This is a genomic window from Streptomyces sp. NBC_00094, assembly GCF_026343125.1.
Taxonomy (GTDB): domain Bacteria; phylum Actinomycetota; class Actinomycetes; order Streptomycetales; family Streptomycetaceae; genus Streptomyces.
Genome location: NZ_JAPEMB010000001.1, coordinates 4,967,642 through 4,983,413 on the forward strand (window position 1 = coordinate 4,967,642; position 15,772 = coordinate 4,983,413).

A 15,772-nucleotide genomic window follows, 5' to 3' on the forward strand; every position below is an offset into this window, starting at 1 on the left:
CCCCACCAGGGTCGTTCCACGCGTCAGCAGTTGCGGCTGGTGACGGACTTCCACTGCTTGTCGGCGCCGGTGTAGGTCTTGCCGTCGAACTTCACCGGCTTGCGGTCCCGCTCGTGCGTGAGGGTGGCGCCCCGCTTGTAGCGCTGTTCGTAGTGCAGATGGGCCCAGCCGCCGGCCTTCCCGGAGGTGCCGATCCGGCCGATCTGCTTGCCCCGCGCGATGCGCTGGCCCTTCCTGACGTACTTGGTGGGGTCGTCCTTGAGGTGGTAGTAGGCGGTGAACCAGCCGTTGCCGTGGTTGATCTGGATCGTGTTGCCGGAACCCCTGTCCTTGTACGTCGCGGCGACCGTCCCCGTGGCGGACGAGAGCACCGCCTTGCCGGCGGACCCCGTGTTCCCCTTCACCACGACGTCCAGGGCAGGGCTGTGGGCCCAGGTGTTGAGCTGCCACTTGGTCCCGCACGTGAAGGGCATCTGGAAGTACGGGGTGCTCACGTAGTCGCCCGGTCCCGGCGGCTGCTCGCTCGCGCCGGCGGGGGAGCCCCCGCCGGCGACGGCGACAAGGACGGCACCGGTGACGAGTGCCGGTACGGTCCGGCGTACGAACGTGGAATTGCGCAGCATCTTCTGCTCCTTCGGAGCCTCGTGACGCCCACCCCCGTGGTGGCGTGAGTCCACTCTCGTGAGAGGGCGGGGCGGCCGGTACCTCGGAACTCCGAGGGTCAGCAGTTCTCCAGCCACCGGTGGGAGCGGGGCAGGACGGGCTTCTCGAAGGTCGTCCTCGTCCCCCGTTCGAGGCAGCCCAGGGGCTCCTTGTGGTTCTTCGCGGCGTAGTAGGCGACGTCGACGAGCCGGGCGCCCTGGGCGGGGCCGTTGCCGTTGTTGTAGGCCGACCGGACCGGCCGTTCGCGGGTCCAGGGGCAGCGGATGCCCCCGTCGAGCCAGGACACCTCGCTGTCGAGCCAGCGGCACATCTCGCCCCGGCCGTCCGGCTCGCTGAAGAAGCAGACCTTCCCCGCGTCGCACCGGTCGTATCCGGAGGCTTCGGCGCTGCCGCCGAGGGCGTTGAGGGTGAAGCCGAGGGCGGTGACCACGGCCGTCGCGGCGGCGGCGACGAGCGGGAGGCGGCGGCGTCTCCCGCGCGAGGCGCCTGAGGCGTAAGGGAAGCGTGGGGTGTACGGGAAGCGCGCGGAGGCGACGTACGGGAAGCGCCGGAGTCGCGGCGGCCGGGCGGTCCCCGCGGCGGCCGTCACGCGCCGCAGCAGCGCGTCCGCGTCGTGCGCCGCCCGTTCCGCGTGCGTACGGCTCAGACAGTCCGCGACGATCTCCCGCCACGCGGGCGGAAGCTCCGGCGACAGGCGCAGATCCTCCTCGCCCCGGGCGTAGCGCACGGCGGCGTCCCGGCGGGCCGCCGGGGTACCGCCGGGGAGGGGCAGGGAACCCGTGAGGACGAGGTGGGCGAGGACGCCGAAGGCCCAGACGTCGGCGGTGGCGCGTACCCGCACGCCCCGCTCGCCGATCTCCGTCCAGAGCAGCTCGGGCGGCGTGTAGTCGGGGGTGGCGAAGCCGGGGGCGTAGGCGTGCGTGCCGTCGAGTTCGCTCGCGGTGCTGAAGTCCCCGAGGCGGACGCTGCCGTCCCGCATCAGCAGGACGTTGCCGGGCTTGAGGTCGCCGTGCACCCAGCCCGCCGTGTGCAGCTGGTGCAGCCCCTCGCAGACCTGGACGAGCAGGGCCGGGCCGGCCGCGGGCGGTGCGGCGCCCGTGAGGAGTGCCTGGAGGGGACGCTCGGCCTCCTCCAGTACGAGGACGGTCGCGCCGTCCAGCTCGGGGAGGTCCGGGTCGTCGACGGTCAGCGTCTCGAACATCCGGATCAGACGGGGCGAGCGCAGTCGGCGCAGCAGCTCCACCTCGCGCTCGGCCAGCTCGCGCAGATGGCACAGCTGGCGCGGGGTGTGGGTGCCGGTCGGCAGGAACTTCAGCGCGACCCGGTCGGGGAGACCCTCCTCCGCGACCTGGTCGGGGAGACCCTCCTCCGCGACCTGGTCGGGGAGACCCTCCTCACCCTCGTGCCCGGGCCGGGACTTCGCGCGCCGGGCCGCGTACACACTGGCGAACGCCCCGGCACCCAGCGGCTGCTCGACCGTCCACGCGCCCACCCGGTAGCCCCGCGGAACGATCAGCGGGAAGGCGGTCACCGGGCGGTCGCCAGAGTCGCCAGATCCTCTTCCCGTACGAGGTCGAAGCGGAGCGCCAGCGAGACCAGGGCCTCCTTCTTGCCGTTGAGGCGCGGGCCCGTGTCGGCGCTGTCGGGGCCGGGCTTGAGCCGTACCTTCACGGCCAGGTAGTCGATGTTCCACTGCACGGAGGCGCGATTCACCGCGGGCCACAGCGGACGGAGCCGGTCCACGATCCGGTCGGCGGTCGGCAGGGGCGCGTGCGGTTCGCCGCGCAGCCGGGGCTCGCAGAGGGCGGCGAGCACGAGGAAGTACCGCTTCGAGCGGTCGAGGGGGAAGGCGAGTGCGGTGGGCTCGCCGTCCTGGGCGGCGTGGGCGCGCTCCACGTAGTCGTGGCGGGGCGCCCAGACCCCGAAGTCGACGAGGTCGTTGCCCGCCGGCAGGACGACCCGGGAGAACTCGAACGGCACCGGGGCGTCGACCCGGCCCGGCGCGATCTTGATGTGCTCCCCGGCGCCCTCGGGGTTCTCGACGACGTAGGTCGAGGCGGTGCTGAAGTTGCTCAGCGCCCAGTAGCTTCCGGTCGCCCTGATCTCCCCCGCGGAGCGGGAGATACCGGGGTGGGGGATGCCCAGGGAAGGGATGCCCGGAGTGGAGAAGTCCGGAGAGGGGAAGTCCGGAGTGGAGAGGTCCGGAGTGGAGAGGTCCGGAGCGGAGAGGTTCGGAGCGGAGAGGTTCGGAGCGGAGAGGTCCGGACAGGGAGCGGTGGCGGAGGAACGGCCGAACCGGAGGCTTTCGCCGGGCGCCAGCCTGACCTGGCTCCCGGGATCCGCGGCGTGTGCGGGCACCACGATGATGCTGAACATGACGCTTCCTTTCCCCGAGGTCTGCGCCGCCAGGTTAGGGAGCTCCGATAAACGAATGCAGAACGTCACGAGAGGCGCCCGGACCGTCACGCCCCCTGGCAGGGTCCTGTCCGGCACCTGTGGATCCGGCGGCGACAGATCCGCCGATCGGGTGGACTCTGGTCTAATGGGTTGCTCTTTTGTCGGCTGCCGGTAGTGGGGGACGTGGTGTTGGACGTACTGAACAGGCCCGCTACGGAAACCACCGACGCGGAGGCGCCGGAAGGGCTCTCCCCGGCGCCGCTCAGGCCCTACCTGATCATCGCTGTCGTCCTCTGCGGTCTGTACTTCCTCTACTCCTGGGTGCAGTACGCGTACTTCCGTACGCCCTCCTGGGACCTCGGGATCTTCGGGCAGTCCGTGCGGGCGTACGCCGAGTTCCGGGCCCCCGTCGTCGACATCAAGGGCCCCGGCTTCCACATACTCGGCGACCACTTCAGCCCGGTCACCGCGCTGCTCGCGCCCTTGTACTGGATCTGGCCCTCGCCCGCCTCCCTGCTCTTCGCGCAGGCCGCGCTCTTCGCCGCGTCCGCGGTCGTCGTCGGCCGCACCACGCAGCAGGTCCTCGGCAGCCGGGCCGCCGGCATCGGACTCACCGTGGCGTACGGGCTCTCCTGGGGGCTCCAGGAAGCCGTCAAGTCCGACTTCCACGAGATCGCCTTCGCCGTCCCGCTGCTCGCCCTGACCTGCCGGGCCCTGCTCCTGGGGCGCTGGACCGCGGCCGTCGCCTGGTCCGCCCCGCTCGTCCTGGTCAAGGAGGACATGGGGCTGACCGTCGCGATGGTCGGCGCGGTCCTCTTCCTGAAGGGACAGAAGCGGCTGGGCGCCGCCCTGGCCGGCTTCGGCGTGGCGGCCTTCGCCCTCACGGTCCTCGTCCTGATCCCGGCGGCGAGCCGGGTCGGCGAGTACGACTACTGGTCCAAGATCGAGAAGACGGGCCAGGGCGCGGAGACCTCCGTCGGGCAGGTCATCGGCGACGCCCTCGTCTCGGGCGAGCGCTGGGAGATGGTGATCTTCCTCCTCGCCGTCACCGGCTTCCTCGCCCTGCGCTCCCCGCTGATCCTGCTCGTCCTGCCGACGCTCGGCTGGCGCTTCCTGTCCCAGGACCCCAACCACTGGGGCATGCACTGGCACTACAGCGCGATCCTCATGCCGGTGGTCTTCCTGGCCCTCGTGGACGCGGTCAGGTCGGTGCGCACGTCGCCGCGCGCCTGGCTCGCCGCGTACGGGAGGGTCGCCGTCCCGGTCGCCACGGCGGTCGCGCTGGTCCTCGCCGCGAACCTGCCGCTGCGGGAGCTGACGAAGCCGGAGACGTACCGTACGGACGCCCGGGCCGAGCAGGCGCAGGCCGCGGTGGACGCGGTGCCGGAGGGCGTGAGCGTGGAGGCGGACGTCTCGCTCCTCGCCCACCTCACGGCGGATCACCGGGTCTACTGGGTGGGCACCTCGAAGGGCGCCACCCCGGACTACCTCGCCTTCGACCTGCGCGGCTGGTCGCAGCAGATCTCGGACCCGGCGCAGCTGGCCTCCCAGCTGCACCCGGAGGCGCGGTACGAGATCACGTACCGCTCGGACGGCTTCGCGGTGCTCAAGAGGGTGTGAGACACCGCCCCCCGGGGTTCGAGACACCGCCCCCGGAGGGTGAGGCACCCGCCCCGGGTGGGACGCACCCCCGGGTGTGAGACGCCGCCCCCGGGAACGGGCGAGGGCCGCCCGGCGGTGTGCCGGACGGCCCTCGGAGCGGCGGGAGGAACCCGCCTGAATCGTTACTTCTTGATGACCAGCGTGCCGGCGGCACGGTCGTGCCAGCCCTGCGTCTTGCCGGTGTTGTCGAAGAACGGCGACAGGTAGACCAGGACCTGGCCGATGCCGCAGAGGAGCGCGCCGGCCATCGGGATGATCCAGCGGATGAAGCCGCCGCCGGCGCCCGGCTTGCCGCCGGTGGTCTCCTTGACGACGCGCAGGCCCACGGCCATCTTGCCGAGGGTGGCGCCGACGAAGGAGATCATCAGCCACTCGTAGAGCATGGTGGCGATGAACATGAGGAAGAGGAAGCCGAAGAAGGCGGCGAAGATGCCACCCGCGGCGGCGGCCTGCTCGTTCACGCAGTCCGTGTAGGCCTGGGTCATCGGGTCCATGTTCGTGCAGTCCTCGATGGACTCGGCCGCACCGACCACGCCCGCCAGACCGATGAACGACAGGATCCAGACGATGGCGCCGATGGCCACACCGTCGATCAGGCGCGCGGCGAACCGCAGACCCATCGAGGCGACCTTCACGGTGCCGAGGCCGTGCACGCTGATGTAGCCGTTGTTGGCCTGAAGGGTGCCCGGAGCCTGCGGGTACGCGCCCGGCTGCTGCTGCGGGTAGCCGTAGCCCTGCTGCGGCACACCCTGCGGGGCCTGCTGCGGGTAGCCGTAGCCGGGCTGCTGCGGCTGCTGGCCCTGGGGCTGGCCGTAAGGGTTGTTCGGGTCGCCGAAGCTCATCGGGGATTTCCTCCGTGAAGATCTCTGTGCGGGGACGTCGCGGCCCGCGCGGAGGACTTTCACGGCATTTGAGCGGACTTCCCCCCGGCAGTTTCCGCGGTGCTGCGCCGGTCATCGTCGTCGCTGCGTCGCTTTCTTGTCCAGTCGGTATGTCCATGAGTTGTGCAAGTGCAATCTGTCCTGCCGCTGTCCTGCCGTATGACGGGCTGCCAGGCGGGAGCGAATTGGAACAAGTCGGGGGTCATCCGGGAGGATGTCTCCATGAGCGCCCAGATTCTCGATGGCAAGGCCACCGCAGCCGCGATCAAGTCCGATCTGACCGTCCGTGTGGCGGCCCTCAAGGAGCAGGGCGTCACGCCCGGCCTCGGTACGGTCCTGGTCGGTGAAGACGCCGCCAGCCAGAAGTACGTGGCGGGAAAGCACCGTGACTGCGCCCAGGTCGGCATCGCCTCCATCCAGCGCCACCTCCCGGCCACCGCCACGCAGGAGGAGATCGAGGCGGTCGTACGGGAGCTGAACGAGGACCCGACCTGCACCGGCTACATCGTCCAACTCCCGCTGCCCAAGGGCATCGACGAGAACCGCATCCTGGAGCTGATGGACCCGGCCAAGGACGCGGACGGTCTGCACCCGACCAACCTCGGCCGCCTCGTGCTCAACGAGCCCGCGCCGCTGCCCTGCACCCCGAACGGCGTCATCACCCTGCTCCGCGCGCACGGCGTGGAGATCGACGGCGCGGAGGTCGTGGTCGTCGGCCGCGGCGTGACCATCGGCCGTCCGATGCCGCTCATCCTCACCCGCCGTTCCGAGAACGCGACCGTGACCCAGTGCCACACCGGCACCCGGGACCTTTCGGCGCACCTGCGCAACGCCGACATCATCGTGGCGGCGGCCGGCGTGCCGCACCTGATCAAGCCGGAGGACGTGAAGCCTGGCGCGGCCGTCCTCGACGTCGGCGTCTCGCGCAACGGCGAGGGCAAGATCCTCGGCGACGTGGACCCCGGTGTCGCCGAGGTGGCCGGCTGGATCTCCCCGAACCCGGGCGGTGTCGGCCCGATGACCCGCGCGCAGCTCCTCGTGAACGTCGTCGAGGCCGCCGAGCGCGCGGCCGCGGCGCTCTGACATGGCCGCCGAGGGTGGGGTCTCCGGGGGCGATGCCATCGAGGGCGAGGCGGCCAAGGTGGCCAAGGCGGCCAAGCGGCGCCGGTTCGGCCTCACCACCGACACGGCGCGGCCCGAGGGCGGCGGCCGGGCGGCGCCCGGCGACGCCTCCGCGCCCGCGCGTCAGTGGCCCCTGCTGACCGTCCTCGTCCTCGCCGGCATCGGACTGGTCGTGGTCGGGGCGGACCCGTTCCCGCAGGCCTTCCGGGTGGGCACGATCCTGGTCGGGGCCGCGCTGCTCGTGGGGGCCGTGATGCGCCGGGTGGTGCCGTCCGTGGGCATGCTGGCCGTCCGGTCCCGTTTCACGGACATGATCACGTACGGGGTCATGGGTGGCCTGATCGTGCTGCTCGCGCTCATGGTGCAGCCGTATCCCTGGCTGCGGATCCCGTTCCTGGAGGACATCCTCCACCTCACGGTGACCTAGGTTCCCTCCGCGTACGGAGCCCGCCCTCTCCCCCGTGGGAGGGCGGGCTCCGCTGCGATCAAGGGTCATGTACGCGCCAATGTGGTTCAAGTTCCGGTGGCCCGCTGTGGCACGGAAGTGACCATTCCGCCACCTCGCCTCCGCATACGGACGCGGAACGCCGCCGGTTCATCCCCTGATCACCCCCGTATGGGCCCCACGTCACGCCCGGAGCTGCCATCCTTCGGGGACGCAGGGGAGGTCGTGGACAAGGGGGGCGCACATGCCTGGCTGGAAGGCGCTGTCGGACGAACTCGACCCGGACGTCCGTGCGTTCACGGAGCGGATCCGTCGGCTGATCGACCGCAGCGGCCTCGCCGTCACGGCCGTCGCCGAACGCACCGGACACGACCGGAGCGCGTGGGACGCGTACCTGAGCGCGCGTCTGCCCGTCCCGAGGAGCGCGGTCGCGGCACTCGCCGAGGTGACGGGCGCCGACCCCGGGGACCTCGCGCAGGCATGGGACCGCGCGGACCGTACGTGGCGACGGAGCGACGCACCGGGGGGCCGCCGCGACGGGGACGGCCCCGGCGGCCCTGACGACGGGGAGGCTCCTGGCGGCTCCGTCGGCCGGGACGGCTCCGAGGGTTCGTACGGCCCCGACGGCTCGTACGACCCCGGCGGCCTCGGTGACGACCGGACCATGCAGATCCGGCGCCTCGAACGGGCACCGTCCCCGCTCCCCGGCCCCCGGCCCTCCGACGGCTCGCTCTCCGACGACCCGCCCTTCGGCCCCCGGCTCTCCGACAGCCCCCACTCCGACGACCCGCCCCCCGGCTCCCCGCCCCCGCCCCGCCGGCGGTCACTGCTCCTCTACGGCGCCGGGGTCCTCGGCGCCCTGCTCGTCGTCACCGCCGCCCTCCTCCTCGTCGACCTGGGCGGTACGGACGGTACGGACGGCGGGGCCGCCGCCCCGCCCTCGTCGACGGCTCCGACCGCCGCGCCCCGCACCAGCCTTCCCGCCGGGGTGCAGTGCACCGGCCCCGGCTGCACCGGCCGGGACCCGGAGGCCATGGGGTGCGGCGGGCCCCTCGCCACCACCGTCGCCCGCACCCGGGTCGGCGCCGCCCTGGTCGAGGTCCGCCACAGTGCGACGTGCGCGGCGGCCTGGGCCCGGATCACCGGCGCGGTGCCGGGGGACGCCGTCGACGTGGAGGTCGCGGGTGCCACCCGGAGCGCCACGGTCTCCGCCGGGGCCGACACCGACGCGTACACCCCGATGCTCGCCGTCACCTCGGGCGCCGACGCGCGGGCCTGCGCCACGCTGGCCGACGGGCGCGAGGCCTGTACCGCGAACTGACGCGCCGTATGCCTCGGACGAGTGGCAGTGAGCCGGACCACAAGGGGGTGGGGGTTCGCGGGCCCCAGGGTCCGATAGCCTGACCGCTGGAAATCTCTTCACGTCGAGACACCGATCGATCACAGTGATCGATCGTCGATCGTCGATCAGGAAGGGGCGTCCAGTACCAGGGGCAGGGACCCCCACCGCCAGCTGTCTTACGGAGATCGCCATGACCCGCACTCCCGTGAATGTCACCGTGACCGGCGCGGCCGGCCAGATCGGCTACGCGCTGCTCTTCCGCATCGCCTCGGGCCACCTGCTCGGCGCGGACGTGCCGGTCAAGCTGCGCCTCCTCGAGATCCCGCAGGGCGTGAAGGCCGCCGAGGGCACCGCCATGGAGCTCGACGACTGCGCGTTCCCGCTGCTCAAGGGCATCGACATCTTCGACGACCCGAGCCAGGGCTTCGCCGGTGCCAACGTCGCGCTGCTCGTCGGCGCCCGCCCCCGCACCAAGGGCATGGAGCGCGGTGACCTGCTCGCCGCCAACGGTGGCATCTTCAAGCCGCAGGGCAAGGCCATCAACGACAACGCCGCGGACGACATCAAGGTCCTCGTCGTCGGCAACCCGGCGAACACCAACGCCCTGATCGCCCAGGCCGCCGCCCCGGACGTGCCGGCCGAGCGCTTCACCGCGATGACCCGCCTGGACCACAACCGCGCGCTGACGCAGCTGGCCCAGAAGACCGGCGCCTCCGTCGAGGACATCAAGCGCCTCACCATCTGGGGCAACCACTCGGCGACCCAGTACCCGGACATCTTCCACGCGGAGATCGCCGGCAAGAACGCCGCCGAGGTCGTCGCCGACGAGGCGTGGCTGGCCGACACCTTCATCCCGACCGTCGCCAAGCGCGGCGCCGCGATCATCGAGGCCCGTGGCGCGTCCTCCGCCGCCTCCGCCGCGAACGCCGCCATCGACCACGTCCACACGTGGGTCAACGGCACCGCCGCGGGCGACTGGGCCTCCATGGGTATCCCGTCGGACGGTTCGTACGGCGTCCCGGAGGGCCTCATCTCCTCCTTCCCCGTCACCTGCGTCGACGGTAAGTACGAGATCGTCCAGGGCCTGGAGATCAACGACTTCTCCCGCTCCCGCATCGACGCCTCCGTGCAGGAGCTGTCGGAGGAGCGCGACGCGGTCCGCGAGCTCGGCCTCATCTGAGCCGTGGCCTGACGGCCTCGCAATGCCCGGCGCCCCCGGCCCGTACGACCGACCGTACGGGCCGGGGGCGCCGTTTTTTCCGCGCCGACACGGAGTCCTCCCCTCCCCTATGCTGTCTCCTCGGTTCTCGGCCAAGTGGACCAAAAACAAGGACAGTTCCGCACATCGGGGGAGTTTTGACGCAGTCGTTCGTGCCTCAGCAGCCAGGGCAGCCACCCGCCACGCCACCGAGTGCGGCGCCCGGCACGCCACCGAACGCCCCGCCGAGCACGCCGCCCGCCGTCGACCCGCGCCGCTTACCTTCCGCCAGCGAGTCGACCCGCCTGCTCTGCGCCGGCACCTACCTCGACGACGGCTTCCGTGACGCCGTCATCGACCAGCTGTACGTCCACGAGGAGCGTTTCGCCGCCCCCTCGCTCGGCTTCGACGCGAGCCGCGTCCTCGCGCACGCGCTGCGCGCCCGCCGCGTCGAACTCGCCTGGGCCGCCGGCATCCTCGCCCTCTGGATCATCGCGATCCCGCTCACCAAGGGCCTGATCACCCTCCTGATCGTGCCGTTCCTGGTCCTCGGCCTCGCCCGCTGGGTCCGCGGCCGGTCCGCCTCCGCACCCGCGTACCGCACCGTCCCCGCCTTCCTCCTGCGCTGGTACGGGCGGATCGTGTTCGTCCAGTCGGCGCTGCTCCTCCTCTTCCTCGCCTTCGGTGACGACGAGTCCGGCTGGGAGTTCCTCGGCGAGGTCTCCGAGGCGGGCGAGTTCCTCGGCCTCGCGACGAGTTTCGCCGCCGAGTCGCTGTGGGGCATCGGCCCGCTGGAGGTGTGGATCACCATCGCCGTGCCGCTGCTCGTGGCCTGGGCGGTGGCGACCCAGCGCGGCCAGTTCGCCCGCGCGCTCACCGAGGAGCTCTCCAGGGAGCGCTTCCCCGACCTCCGCTCCGACCCGGCCGAGCAGACCGAGAGCGCCCGCTCCCGCCGCCTGCGCGACCGGATCCGCATCGAGCAGCACGCGCGCCTGGTCATGTACGGAGCCGACGACCCGTTCTGCGGAGCGGGAACGCCGTACGAGCCCTGGTCGCTCTCCATCGAGCTGCGCCCCCGCAAGAACCTCGACGGCGAGGCGCCCGAGCCGCTCGACAACAGCGCGATCATGCGGCACGTCGTGCCGCTGGTGGAGGCGCTGCGCGTGCCCTCCCCGCACGGTTCGCAGCAGATCCAGGCGGCCGTACGGGACCGGCTGCGCGAACTGGAGATCGACGAGGTCGTCTTCCTGCCGGTCGACGGCCTGCCGGCCCGCACGGCCGCCCCGTACACCCCCGAGGGGTTCGAGCTGCACCGCTCGGGCTCCATCGAGGAGGGCGGCGAGACCCGCCGTCACTTCCTCCGCATCCGGGTCGGCGGCTGGGGCGAGGAGGTCGTCGCCACCGTGTTCGTCCGCGTCCACACGCAGGGCGGCATGCTCATGCTGGAGGTCGCGCCGCACGTCCTGCGGCCGGTGAAGCCGCTCTACCGGTACGCCGACCGGATCGCCCACCGCTACCGGCGCAACCACCACTTCGGGAAGGCCGTCTGGGCCCTCGGCCAGACCCCGCGCTCCGCCTGGCAGGCCGTCGCCACGCTCTGGCGGGCGCTCGGCAACGGCTGGCGACTGCTCACGGCGGGCCACGCGAACGCGCTGCCCGAGGGGCCCGAGCTATCGGTCCGCGAGCTCGGCTCCGACGACGAGGCCTCCCTCTTCCAGGAGATGGACGTCAGCCGCTACCTGAAGAGCATTCAGGACCGGGTCGCGAACGGGGTGACCATCGCGCTGCGCGAAGCCGGTTACGAGACCGCCGAGTTCGAGCAGAAGATCGTCCACGTCGCCGAGGGCGGCACGTTCATCGAGAACACCAAGGGCAACGTCACCCTCGGCAACCACAACACCGTCACCAACAAGACCTTCACCACCTCGACCGGAGGCGACCGTGGCTGACACCGGCAACGACAGCAACGACAGGACCCGCGGCGGCATTCACGTCACCAACACCAGCGGCAACGTCACCATCGGCGACCACAACACCGTCACCACCACGGTGAGCGGCGCGCAGCCGGCCCGTGACCCCCAGCAGGAGGAGCTGCTCCAGGCCGTCCGCCGGCTCAGGGCCGACCTCGGCGGTGTCGTCGCCTCCGAGCAGACGACCGTCCTGGACGGCGAACTCGCCGACGCCGAGGACGAGATCGAGGGCACGGGACGTGCCGGTACGGGCCGGCTGACGCGGCTGCGCCAGGCGCTCGTGGACGCGGGGGCCGTGACCGGGATCCTCGCCTCGGGGGTGGCCGTCGGCCAAGCCGTCGGCGCCCTCCTCGGAGGGTGAGATGAGCACCCGCTGGAACGACGAGACGCAGAGCTGGGAGACGGGCGGGGGCGTCACGGGCCAGGCCCCCGTTCCCGCCCCGCCCCCCGTTCCCGTCGTGCCCCCGCCGCCGCCCTCGTACACACCGGAGTACGTACCGGAGACGGGGGAGTGGCAGTACCCCGTCTCCTCGGCCCCGGCCCCGGCCGGCCGGCCGCGTGCGCGCGGCGCGGTCGTGGCGGGGGTCGCCGTCGCCGTCCTGGCGGCCGGTTCGGTGGGCACGTGGCTGATCTGGGACGGGGGCGAGGGGGACAGGGCCGGGGTGGCGGGAGCGCCGCCGGCCTCGGTCACGGCCTCGCAGGAGACGACGTCCTCGGACGACACGACGGACTCCCCGACGGGCTCCCCGACGGACTATCCGTCGGACACGGAGACCTCGTACGGGACGGACTCCCCGTCGCCCTCCGACTCCGCCACCACCCCGCCCATGGACGACATCCCCCCGCCCGGCTACCACGCCGTCGAGGACATCAAGGGCTTCACGGTCGCGGTCCCCGAGGGCTGGGACCGCACCGAGTCCGACCAGGGCGTCTTCTACAACGCGCCGGACGGACGGAGCCTCCTCCAGATCTTCGTCATCGTCGAGCCGGGCATGACCCCGTACGAGGCCCTGCGCGGGGCCTCCGAGGACGGCAGGGCCAACAAGCCCGGCTACGAGGAGATCAGCCTCGACCGGGTCACCGGCGAGCCGGGCGCCCCGCCCGACGCCGCCGAGCTGGTGTACGCGTACTCCCGTGAGGGCGGCCGTCGCAAGGTCGTCGACCGCGCCTTCACGGCGGCGGACGGCAACCACTACGCCATCCTCTCCGCGGGCCCGGAGGCCGACTGGCCCAAGCAGCGGGAGGTCCTGCGCGTGGCGCTGGACTTCTTCCGCCCGGGCGCGCACTGACGGACCGGCTCCCCGGGGCGGCCCGCGCTCAGCCCATGAGCGCGCCGCCGTCCCGGAGCCCCGCCGCCAGGGCCGTCAGGTCGGCCGTGGCGCGCACGAGCAGGCCGTCGCCGAAGGTGACGCGGCTCGCGCCCAGCAGTCCCAGCTCGGTGCAGGACAGGCCGCCGGGGACGGAGAGGGCGTTGAGCGGCAGGTCGCCGAGCGCGGCGCGCAGGGCCGGCAGGTCGGCGGGCGGGGCCGCGATCGGGTAGACGCAGTCGGCGCCCGCCTCGGCGTAGAGCCGGGCGCGGGCCACCGCCGCGTCCCTCACCACGGTCCCGTCGGGCGCCCGCCGGATGTACACGTCCACGCGCGCGTTGACGAAGAGTCCGGGGCCCGCGGCCTCCCGTACCTCCGCCAGCCACTCCGCATGGGCCCGCGGGTCCCTGAGCCGGCCGGTCGGTCCCGTGTCCTCCAGGTTCACGCCGACGGCGCCGGACTCCCGTACGCGCTCCACCAGTTCGGCGGCCGGCAGTCCGTAGCCGCCCTCCAGGTCCGCCGTGACGGGTACGGAGACGGAGCGGACGATGCGCGCCACGGCGGCGAACATCTCCGCGGCCGGCGTCTCCCCGTCCTCGTACCCCAGTGCGGCGGCGATCCCGGCGCTGGGCGTCGCGAGCGCCGGGAAACCGGCCTCCTCGAAGGCACGGGCGCTCACCGCGTCCCACGGGCCGGGCAGCACCAGCGGATCGTCCGCGGCCCGGCCCCGGTGCAGGGCGCGCAGGACCTCGGCGGTCGCGTCCCCGCTCACGAGGCGCGCGGGGTGTAGTGGCCGGGGGTCATCCGGGTCGTCACGCCGATCCGGTTCCAGGCGTTGATGGTGACGATCGCGGCGATCACCCGGGCGAGCTCGGTCTCGTCGAAGTGCGCGGCGGCCCGCGCGTACACCTCGTCGGGGACGAAGCCGTCGGTGAGGACGGTGACGGCCTCGGTCAGCGCGAGCGCGGCGAGCTCCCGCTCGGTGTAGAAGTGCCGGGACTCCTCCCAGGCGGTGAGCTGCACGATCCGCTCGACGCTCTCGCCCTCCGCCAGCGCGTCCTTGGTGTGCATGTCGAGGCAGAAAGCACAGCGGTTGACCTGCGAGGCCCGGATCTTGATCAGGTGGTACAGGGTCGGGTCGACGTCCTTCGCGGCCGCCGCCTCAAGCCGGATCATCGCCCGGTAGAACTCGGGGACCCGCTCGGCCAGGGGGAGGCGGGGCGGGTGCTCGTGCGCGGTCTTCTCCGCTGCCGTGGTCGTCGTCATGCTTCTCACCGTAGGAGCCGGATGGCGCAGGAGTATGGTCCATTTCCATGCCGAACGACTGGGCCACTTTCGGGGCCGACCTCCATCTGGAGCTGCGCGGACCGCGCCTGCGCGCGGGCCTCATGGACGCGCTCCGGGAGGCGGTGCGGAGCGGGCGGCTGGAGGCGGGCACCCGCCTGCCGTCCTCCCGGTCGCTCGCCGCGGACCTCGGCATGGCCCGCAACACCGTTGCCGACGCGTACGCCGAACTGGTCGCCGAGGGCTGGCTGACGGCCCGGCAGGGCTCGGGCACCCGGGTCGCCCGGAGGGCCGCGCCACGCAGGGCCGCGCCCTCCTCGGCGGCTGCCCGGCCCTCGACGGCGGGACGGCCCCGACCGGACGCTCCGGCGCACAACCTGAAGGCCGGCACCCCCGACCTCGCCTCCTTCCCGCGCGCCGAGTGGCTCAAGGCGTACCGGCGGGCGCTCACCGCCGCCCCGAACGAGGCCTTCGGCTACGGCGATCCGCGCGGCCGGACCGAACTGCGCACCGCGCTCGCCGAGTACCTGGCCCGCGCGCGGGGCGTGCACGCCCGGCCCGAACGGATCGTGATCTGCGCGGGCTTCGTGCACGGACTGATGCTGCTGGGCGAGGTGCTGCGGGACCGCGGAGTGCGGGACGTGGCGGTCGAGTCGTACGGACTGGGCCTCCACGCCGACCTCCTGAGCCGGGCCGGACTCGGAACCCCGCCCCTGCCCTTCGACGGACGCGGCACGCGCGTCGAGGAGCTGACGGGGGAGTCGGGGGAGACCGAGGGGCCGGGGGAGCCGAGGGAGTACGGAGGGGTCGGGGCCGTCCTCATGACGGCGGCGCACCAGTTCCCCCTGGGCGGCGCGCTGCCCCCGGACCGGCGGGCGGCGGTCGTCGACTGGGCGCGCGGCTCGGGGGGCTTCGTCCTGGAGGACGACTACGACGGGGAGTTCCGTTACGACCGGCAGCGGGTGGGTGCGCTGCAGGGTCTGGACCCCGAGCGGGTCGTCTATCTCGGGACCGCGAGCAAGTCCCTGGCGCCCGGGCTGCGGCTGGCGTGGATGGTGGTGCCGGAGGGCCTGGTGGGCGAGGTGGTGGCCGCGAAGGGGGCCGTGGACTCGTCGTCGAGCGCGCCGGACCAGCTGGCGTTCGCGGAGTTCCTGGGCTCGGGGGCGTACGACCGGCACGTACGGGCCATGCGGCTGCGCTACCGGCGGCGCCGGGACCAGCTGGTGGCGGCGGTGGCCGCGCACTCGCCGCGGACCCGGGTCAGCGGGATCGCGGCCGGCCTCCACGCGGTCCTCGCCCTGCCGCCCGGCACCGAACAGGACGTCCTGAGGGCCGCCGCCTGGCACGGTCTCGCGGTCCAGGGCGTGAACCACTTCCGCCGCCCCGCGGTGGAACCGACCCTGGACGGCCTGGTCGTCGGCTACGGCACGCCCCCGGACAGCGGCTGGCAGGGGGCGCTCCAGGCCCTGTGCAGGGTGCTGCCCTGAGCGAAACCGCTGCG

The 15,772-nt window shown here is 72.8% G+C and carries 15 protein-coding genes; 9 read left to right on the forward strand and 6 right to left on the reverse strand.

What is annotated here, in order from left to right; translation table 11 throughout:
* Positions 1–23: 23 nt before the first annotated feature.
* The 3 genes from OG580_RS22105 to OG580_RS22115 all read right to left on the reverse strand — a co-directional run bounded on the left by OG580_RS22105 (position 24) and on the right by OG580_RS22115 (position 3,039).
* The gene (locus OG580_RS22105) at positions 24–623 is read right to left on the reverse strand and encodes a M23 family metallopeptidase (RefSeq protein WP_267045397.1); all 600 of its coding nucleotides are present in this window, start codon (positions 621–623) and stop codon (positions 24–26) included.
* Positions 624–721: 98 nt separating this feature from the next.
* Complete coding sequence (locus OG580_RS22110) at positions 722–2,194, reverse strand: protein kinase (RefSeq protein WP_267045398.1); 1,473 nt, start codon at positions 2,192–2,194, stop codon at positions 722–724.
* Complete coding sequence (locus OG580_RS22115; protein ID WP_267045399.1) at positions 2,191–3,039, reverse strand: FHA domain-containing protein; 849 nt, start codon at positions 3,037–3,039, stop codon at positions 2,191–2,193. Before OG580_RS22115 ends, OG580_RS22110 begins: the two co-directional genes overlap by 4 nt.
* A gap of 219 nt (positions 3,040–3,258) precedes the next feature.
* Here OG580_RS22115 and OG580_RS22120 point away from each other — a divergent pair, with 219 nt between their 5' ends.
* Positions 3,259–4,680: a DUF2079 domain-containing protein gene (locus OG580_RS22120; protein WP_267048077.1), complete on the forward strand. Its 1,422-nt coding sequence runs from the start codon at positions 3,259–3,261 to the stop codon at positions 4,678–4,680.
* Between the two features lie 164 nt (positions 4,681–4,844).
* Here the strand turns inward: OG580_RS22120 and OG580_RS22125 are convergent, their stop codons facing one another.
* A complete protein-coding gene (locus tag OG580_RS22125) occupies positions 4,845–5,564 on the reverse strand; it encodes an RDD family protein (protein WP_267045400.1) in 720 nt (239 codons plus the stop codon).
* A 261-nt stretch (positions 5,565–5,825) separates the two neighbouring features.
* Here OG580_RS22125 and OG580_RS22130 point away from each other — a divergent pair, with 261 nt between their 5' ends.
* The 7 genes from OG580_RS22130 to OG580_RS22160 all read left to right on the forward strand — a co-directional run bounded on the left by OG580_RS22130 (position 5,826) and on the right by OG580_RS22160 (position 12,969).
* Complete coding sequence (locus OG580_RS22130; protein ID WP_267045401.1) at positions 5,826–6,686, forward strand: bifunctional methylenetetrahydrofolate dehydrogenase/methenyltetrahydrofolate cyclohydrolase; 861 nt, start codon at positions 5,826–5,828, stop codon at positions 6,684–6,686.
* Between the two features lies 1 nt (position 6,687).
* Entirely contained in the window at positions 6,688–7,152 is a 465-nt protein-coding gene (locus tag OG580_RS22135) for a DUF3017 domain-containing protein (protein ID WP_267045402.1), read from the forward strand.
* Between the two features lie 262 nt (positions 7,153–7,414).
* Positions 7,415–8,491, forward strand: a complete 1,077-nt coding sequence (locus OG580_RS22140; RefSeq protein WP_267045403.1) for an XRE family transcriptional regulator — start codon at positions 7,415–7,417, stop codon at positions 8,489–8,491.
* A 211-nt stretch (positions 8,492–8,702) separates the two neighbouring features.
* Positions 8,703–9,692: a malate dehydrogenase gene (locus OG580_RS22145; RefSeq protein WP_267045404.1), complete on the forward strand. Its 990-nt coding sequence runs from the start codon at positions 8,703–8,705 to the stop codon at positions 9,690–9,692.
* Between the two features lie 191 nt (positions 9,693–9,883).
* Positions 9,884–11,659, forward strand: coding sequence for a hypothetical protein (locus OG580_RS22150; protein ID WP_267045405.1), 1,776 nt, complete (start codon positions 9,884–9,886; stop codon positions 11,657–11,659).
* The gene (locus tag OG580_RS22155; RefSeq protein WP_267045406.1) at positions 11,652–12,041 is read left to right on the forward strand and encodes a hypothetical protein; all 390 of its coding nucleotides are present in this window, start codon (positions 11,652–11,654) and stop codon (positions 12,039–12,041) included. The genes OG580_RS22150 and OG580_RS22155 overlap by 8 nt, the downstream gene beginning before the upstream one ends.
* Position 12,042: 1 nt before the next feature.
* Positions 12,043–12,969, forward strand: a complete 927-nt coding sequence (locus tag OG580_RS22160; RefSeq protein ID WP_267045407.1) for a serine/arginine repetitive matrix protein 2 — start codon at positions 12,043–12,045, stop codon at positions 12,967–12,969.
* 28 nt (positions 12,970–12,997) lie between these two features.
* On the opposite strand, the gene OG580_RS22165 is transcribed toward OG580_RS22160, so the two are convergent.
* Both OG580_RS22165 and OG580_RS22170 read right to left on the reverse strand, forming a co-directional pair.
* Positions 12,998–13,759: an isocitrate lyase/phosphoenolpyruvate mutase family protein gene (locus OG580_RS22165; protein ID WP_267045408.1), complete on the reverse strand. Its 762-nt coding sequence runs from the start codon at positions 13,757–13,759 to the stop codon at positions 12,998–13,000.
* Positions 13,756–14,253: a carboxymuconolactone decarboxylase family protein gene (locus tag OG580_RS22170; protein ID WP_267045409.1), complete on the reverse strand. Its 498-nt coding sequence runs from the start codon at positions 14,251–14,253 to the stop codon at positions 13,756–13,758. Before OG580_RS22170 ends, OG580_RS22165 begins: the two co-directional genes overlap by 4 nt.
* Positions 14,254–14,300: 47 nt before the next feature.
* On the opposite strand from OG580_RS22170, the gene OG580_RS22175 reads away from it, so the two are divergent.
* Positions 14,301–15,758, forward strand: a complete 1,458-nt coding sequence (locus OG580_RS22175; RefSeq protein WP_267045410.1) for a PLP-dependent aminotransferase family protein — start codon at positions 14,301–14,303, stop codon at positions 15,756–15,758.
* The last annotated feature ends 14 nt before the right edge of the window (positions 15,759–15,772 follow it).

What these genes read in the sequence shown, in the direction of transcription:
- OG580_RS22115 (WP_267045399.1), bottom strand. Translation starts at nt 3,039, where the DNA reads ATGTTCAGCATCATCGTGGTGCCCGCACACGCCGCGGATCCCGGGAGC.
- OG580_RS22170 (WP_267045409.1), bottom strand. Translation starts at nt 14,253, where the DNA reads ATGACGACGACCACGGCAGCGGAGAAGACCGCGCACGAGCACCCGCCC.
- OG580_RS22145 (WP_267045404.1), top strand. Translation starts at nt 8,703, where the DNA reads ATGACCCGCACTCCCGTGAATGTCACCGTGACCGGCGCGGCCGGCCAG.
- OG580_RS22125 (WP_267045400.1), bottom strand. Translation starts at nt 5,564, where the DNA reads ATGAGCTTCGGCGACCCGAACAACCCTTACGGCCAGCCCCAGGGCCAG.
- OG580_RS22160 (WP_267045407.1), top strand. Translation starts at nt 12,043, where the DNA reads ATGAGCACCCGCTGGAACGACGAGACGCAGAGCTGGGAGACGGGCGGG.
- OG580_RS22140 (WP_267045403.1), top strand. Translation starts at nt 7,415, where the DNA reads ATGCCTGGCTGGAAGGCGCTGTCGGACGAACTCGACCCGGACGTCCGT.
- OG580_RS22130 (WP_267045401.1), top strand. Translation starts at nt 5,826, where the DNA reads ATGAGCGCCCAGATTCTCGATGGCAAGGCCACCGCAGCCGCGATCAAG.
- OG580_RS22135 (WP_267045402.1), top strand. Translation starts at nt 6,688, where the DNA reads ATGGCCGCCGAGGGTGGGGTCTCCGGGGGCGATGCCATCGAGGGCGAG.
- OG580_RS22105 (WP_267045397.1), bottom strand. Translation starts at nt 623, where the DNA reads ATGCTGCGCAATTCCACGTTCGTACGCCGGACCGTACCGGCACTCGTC.
- OG580_RS22175 (WP_267045410.1), top strand. Translation starts at nt 14,301, where the DNA reads ATGCCGAACGACTGGGCCACTTTCGGGGCCGACCTCCATCTGGAGCTG.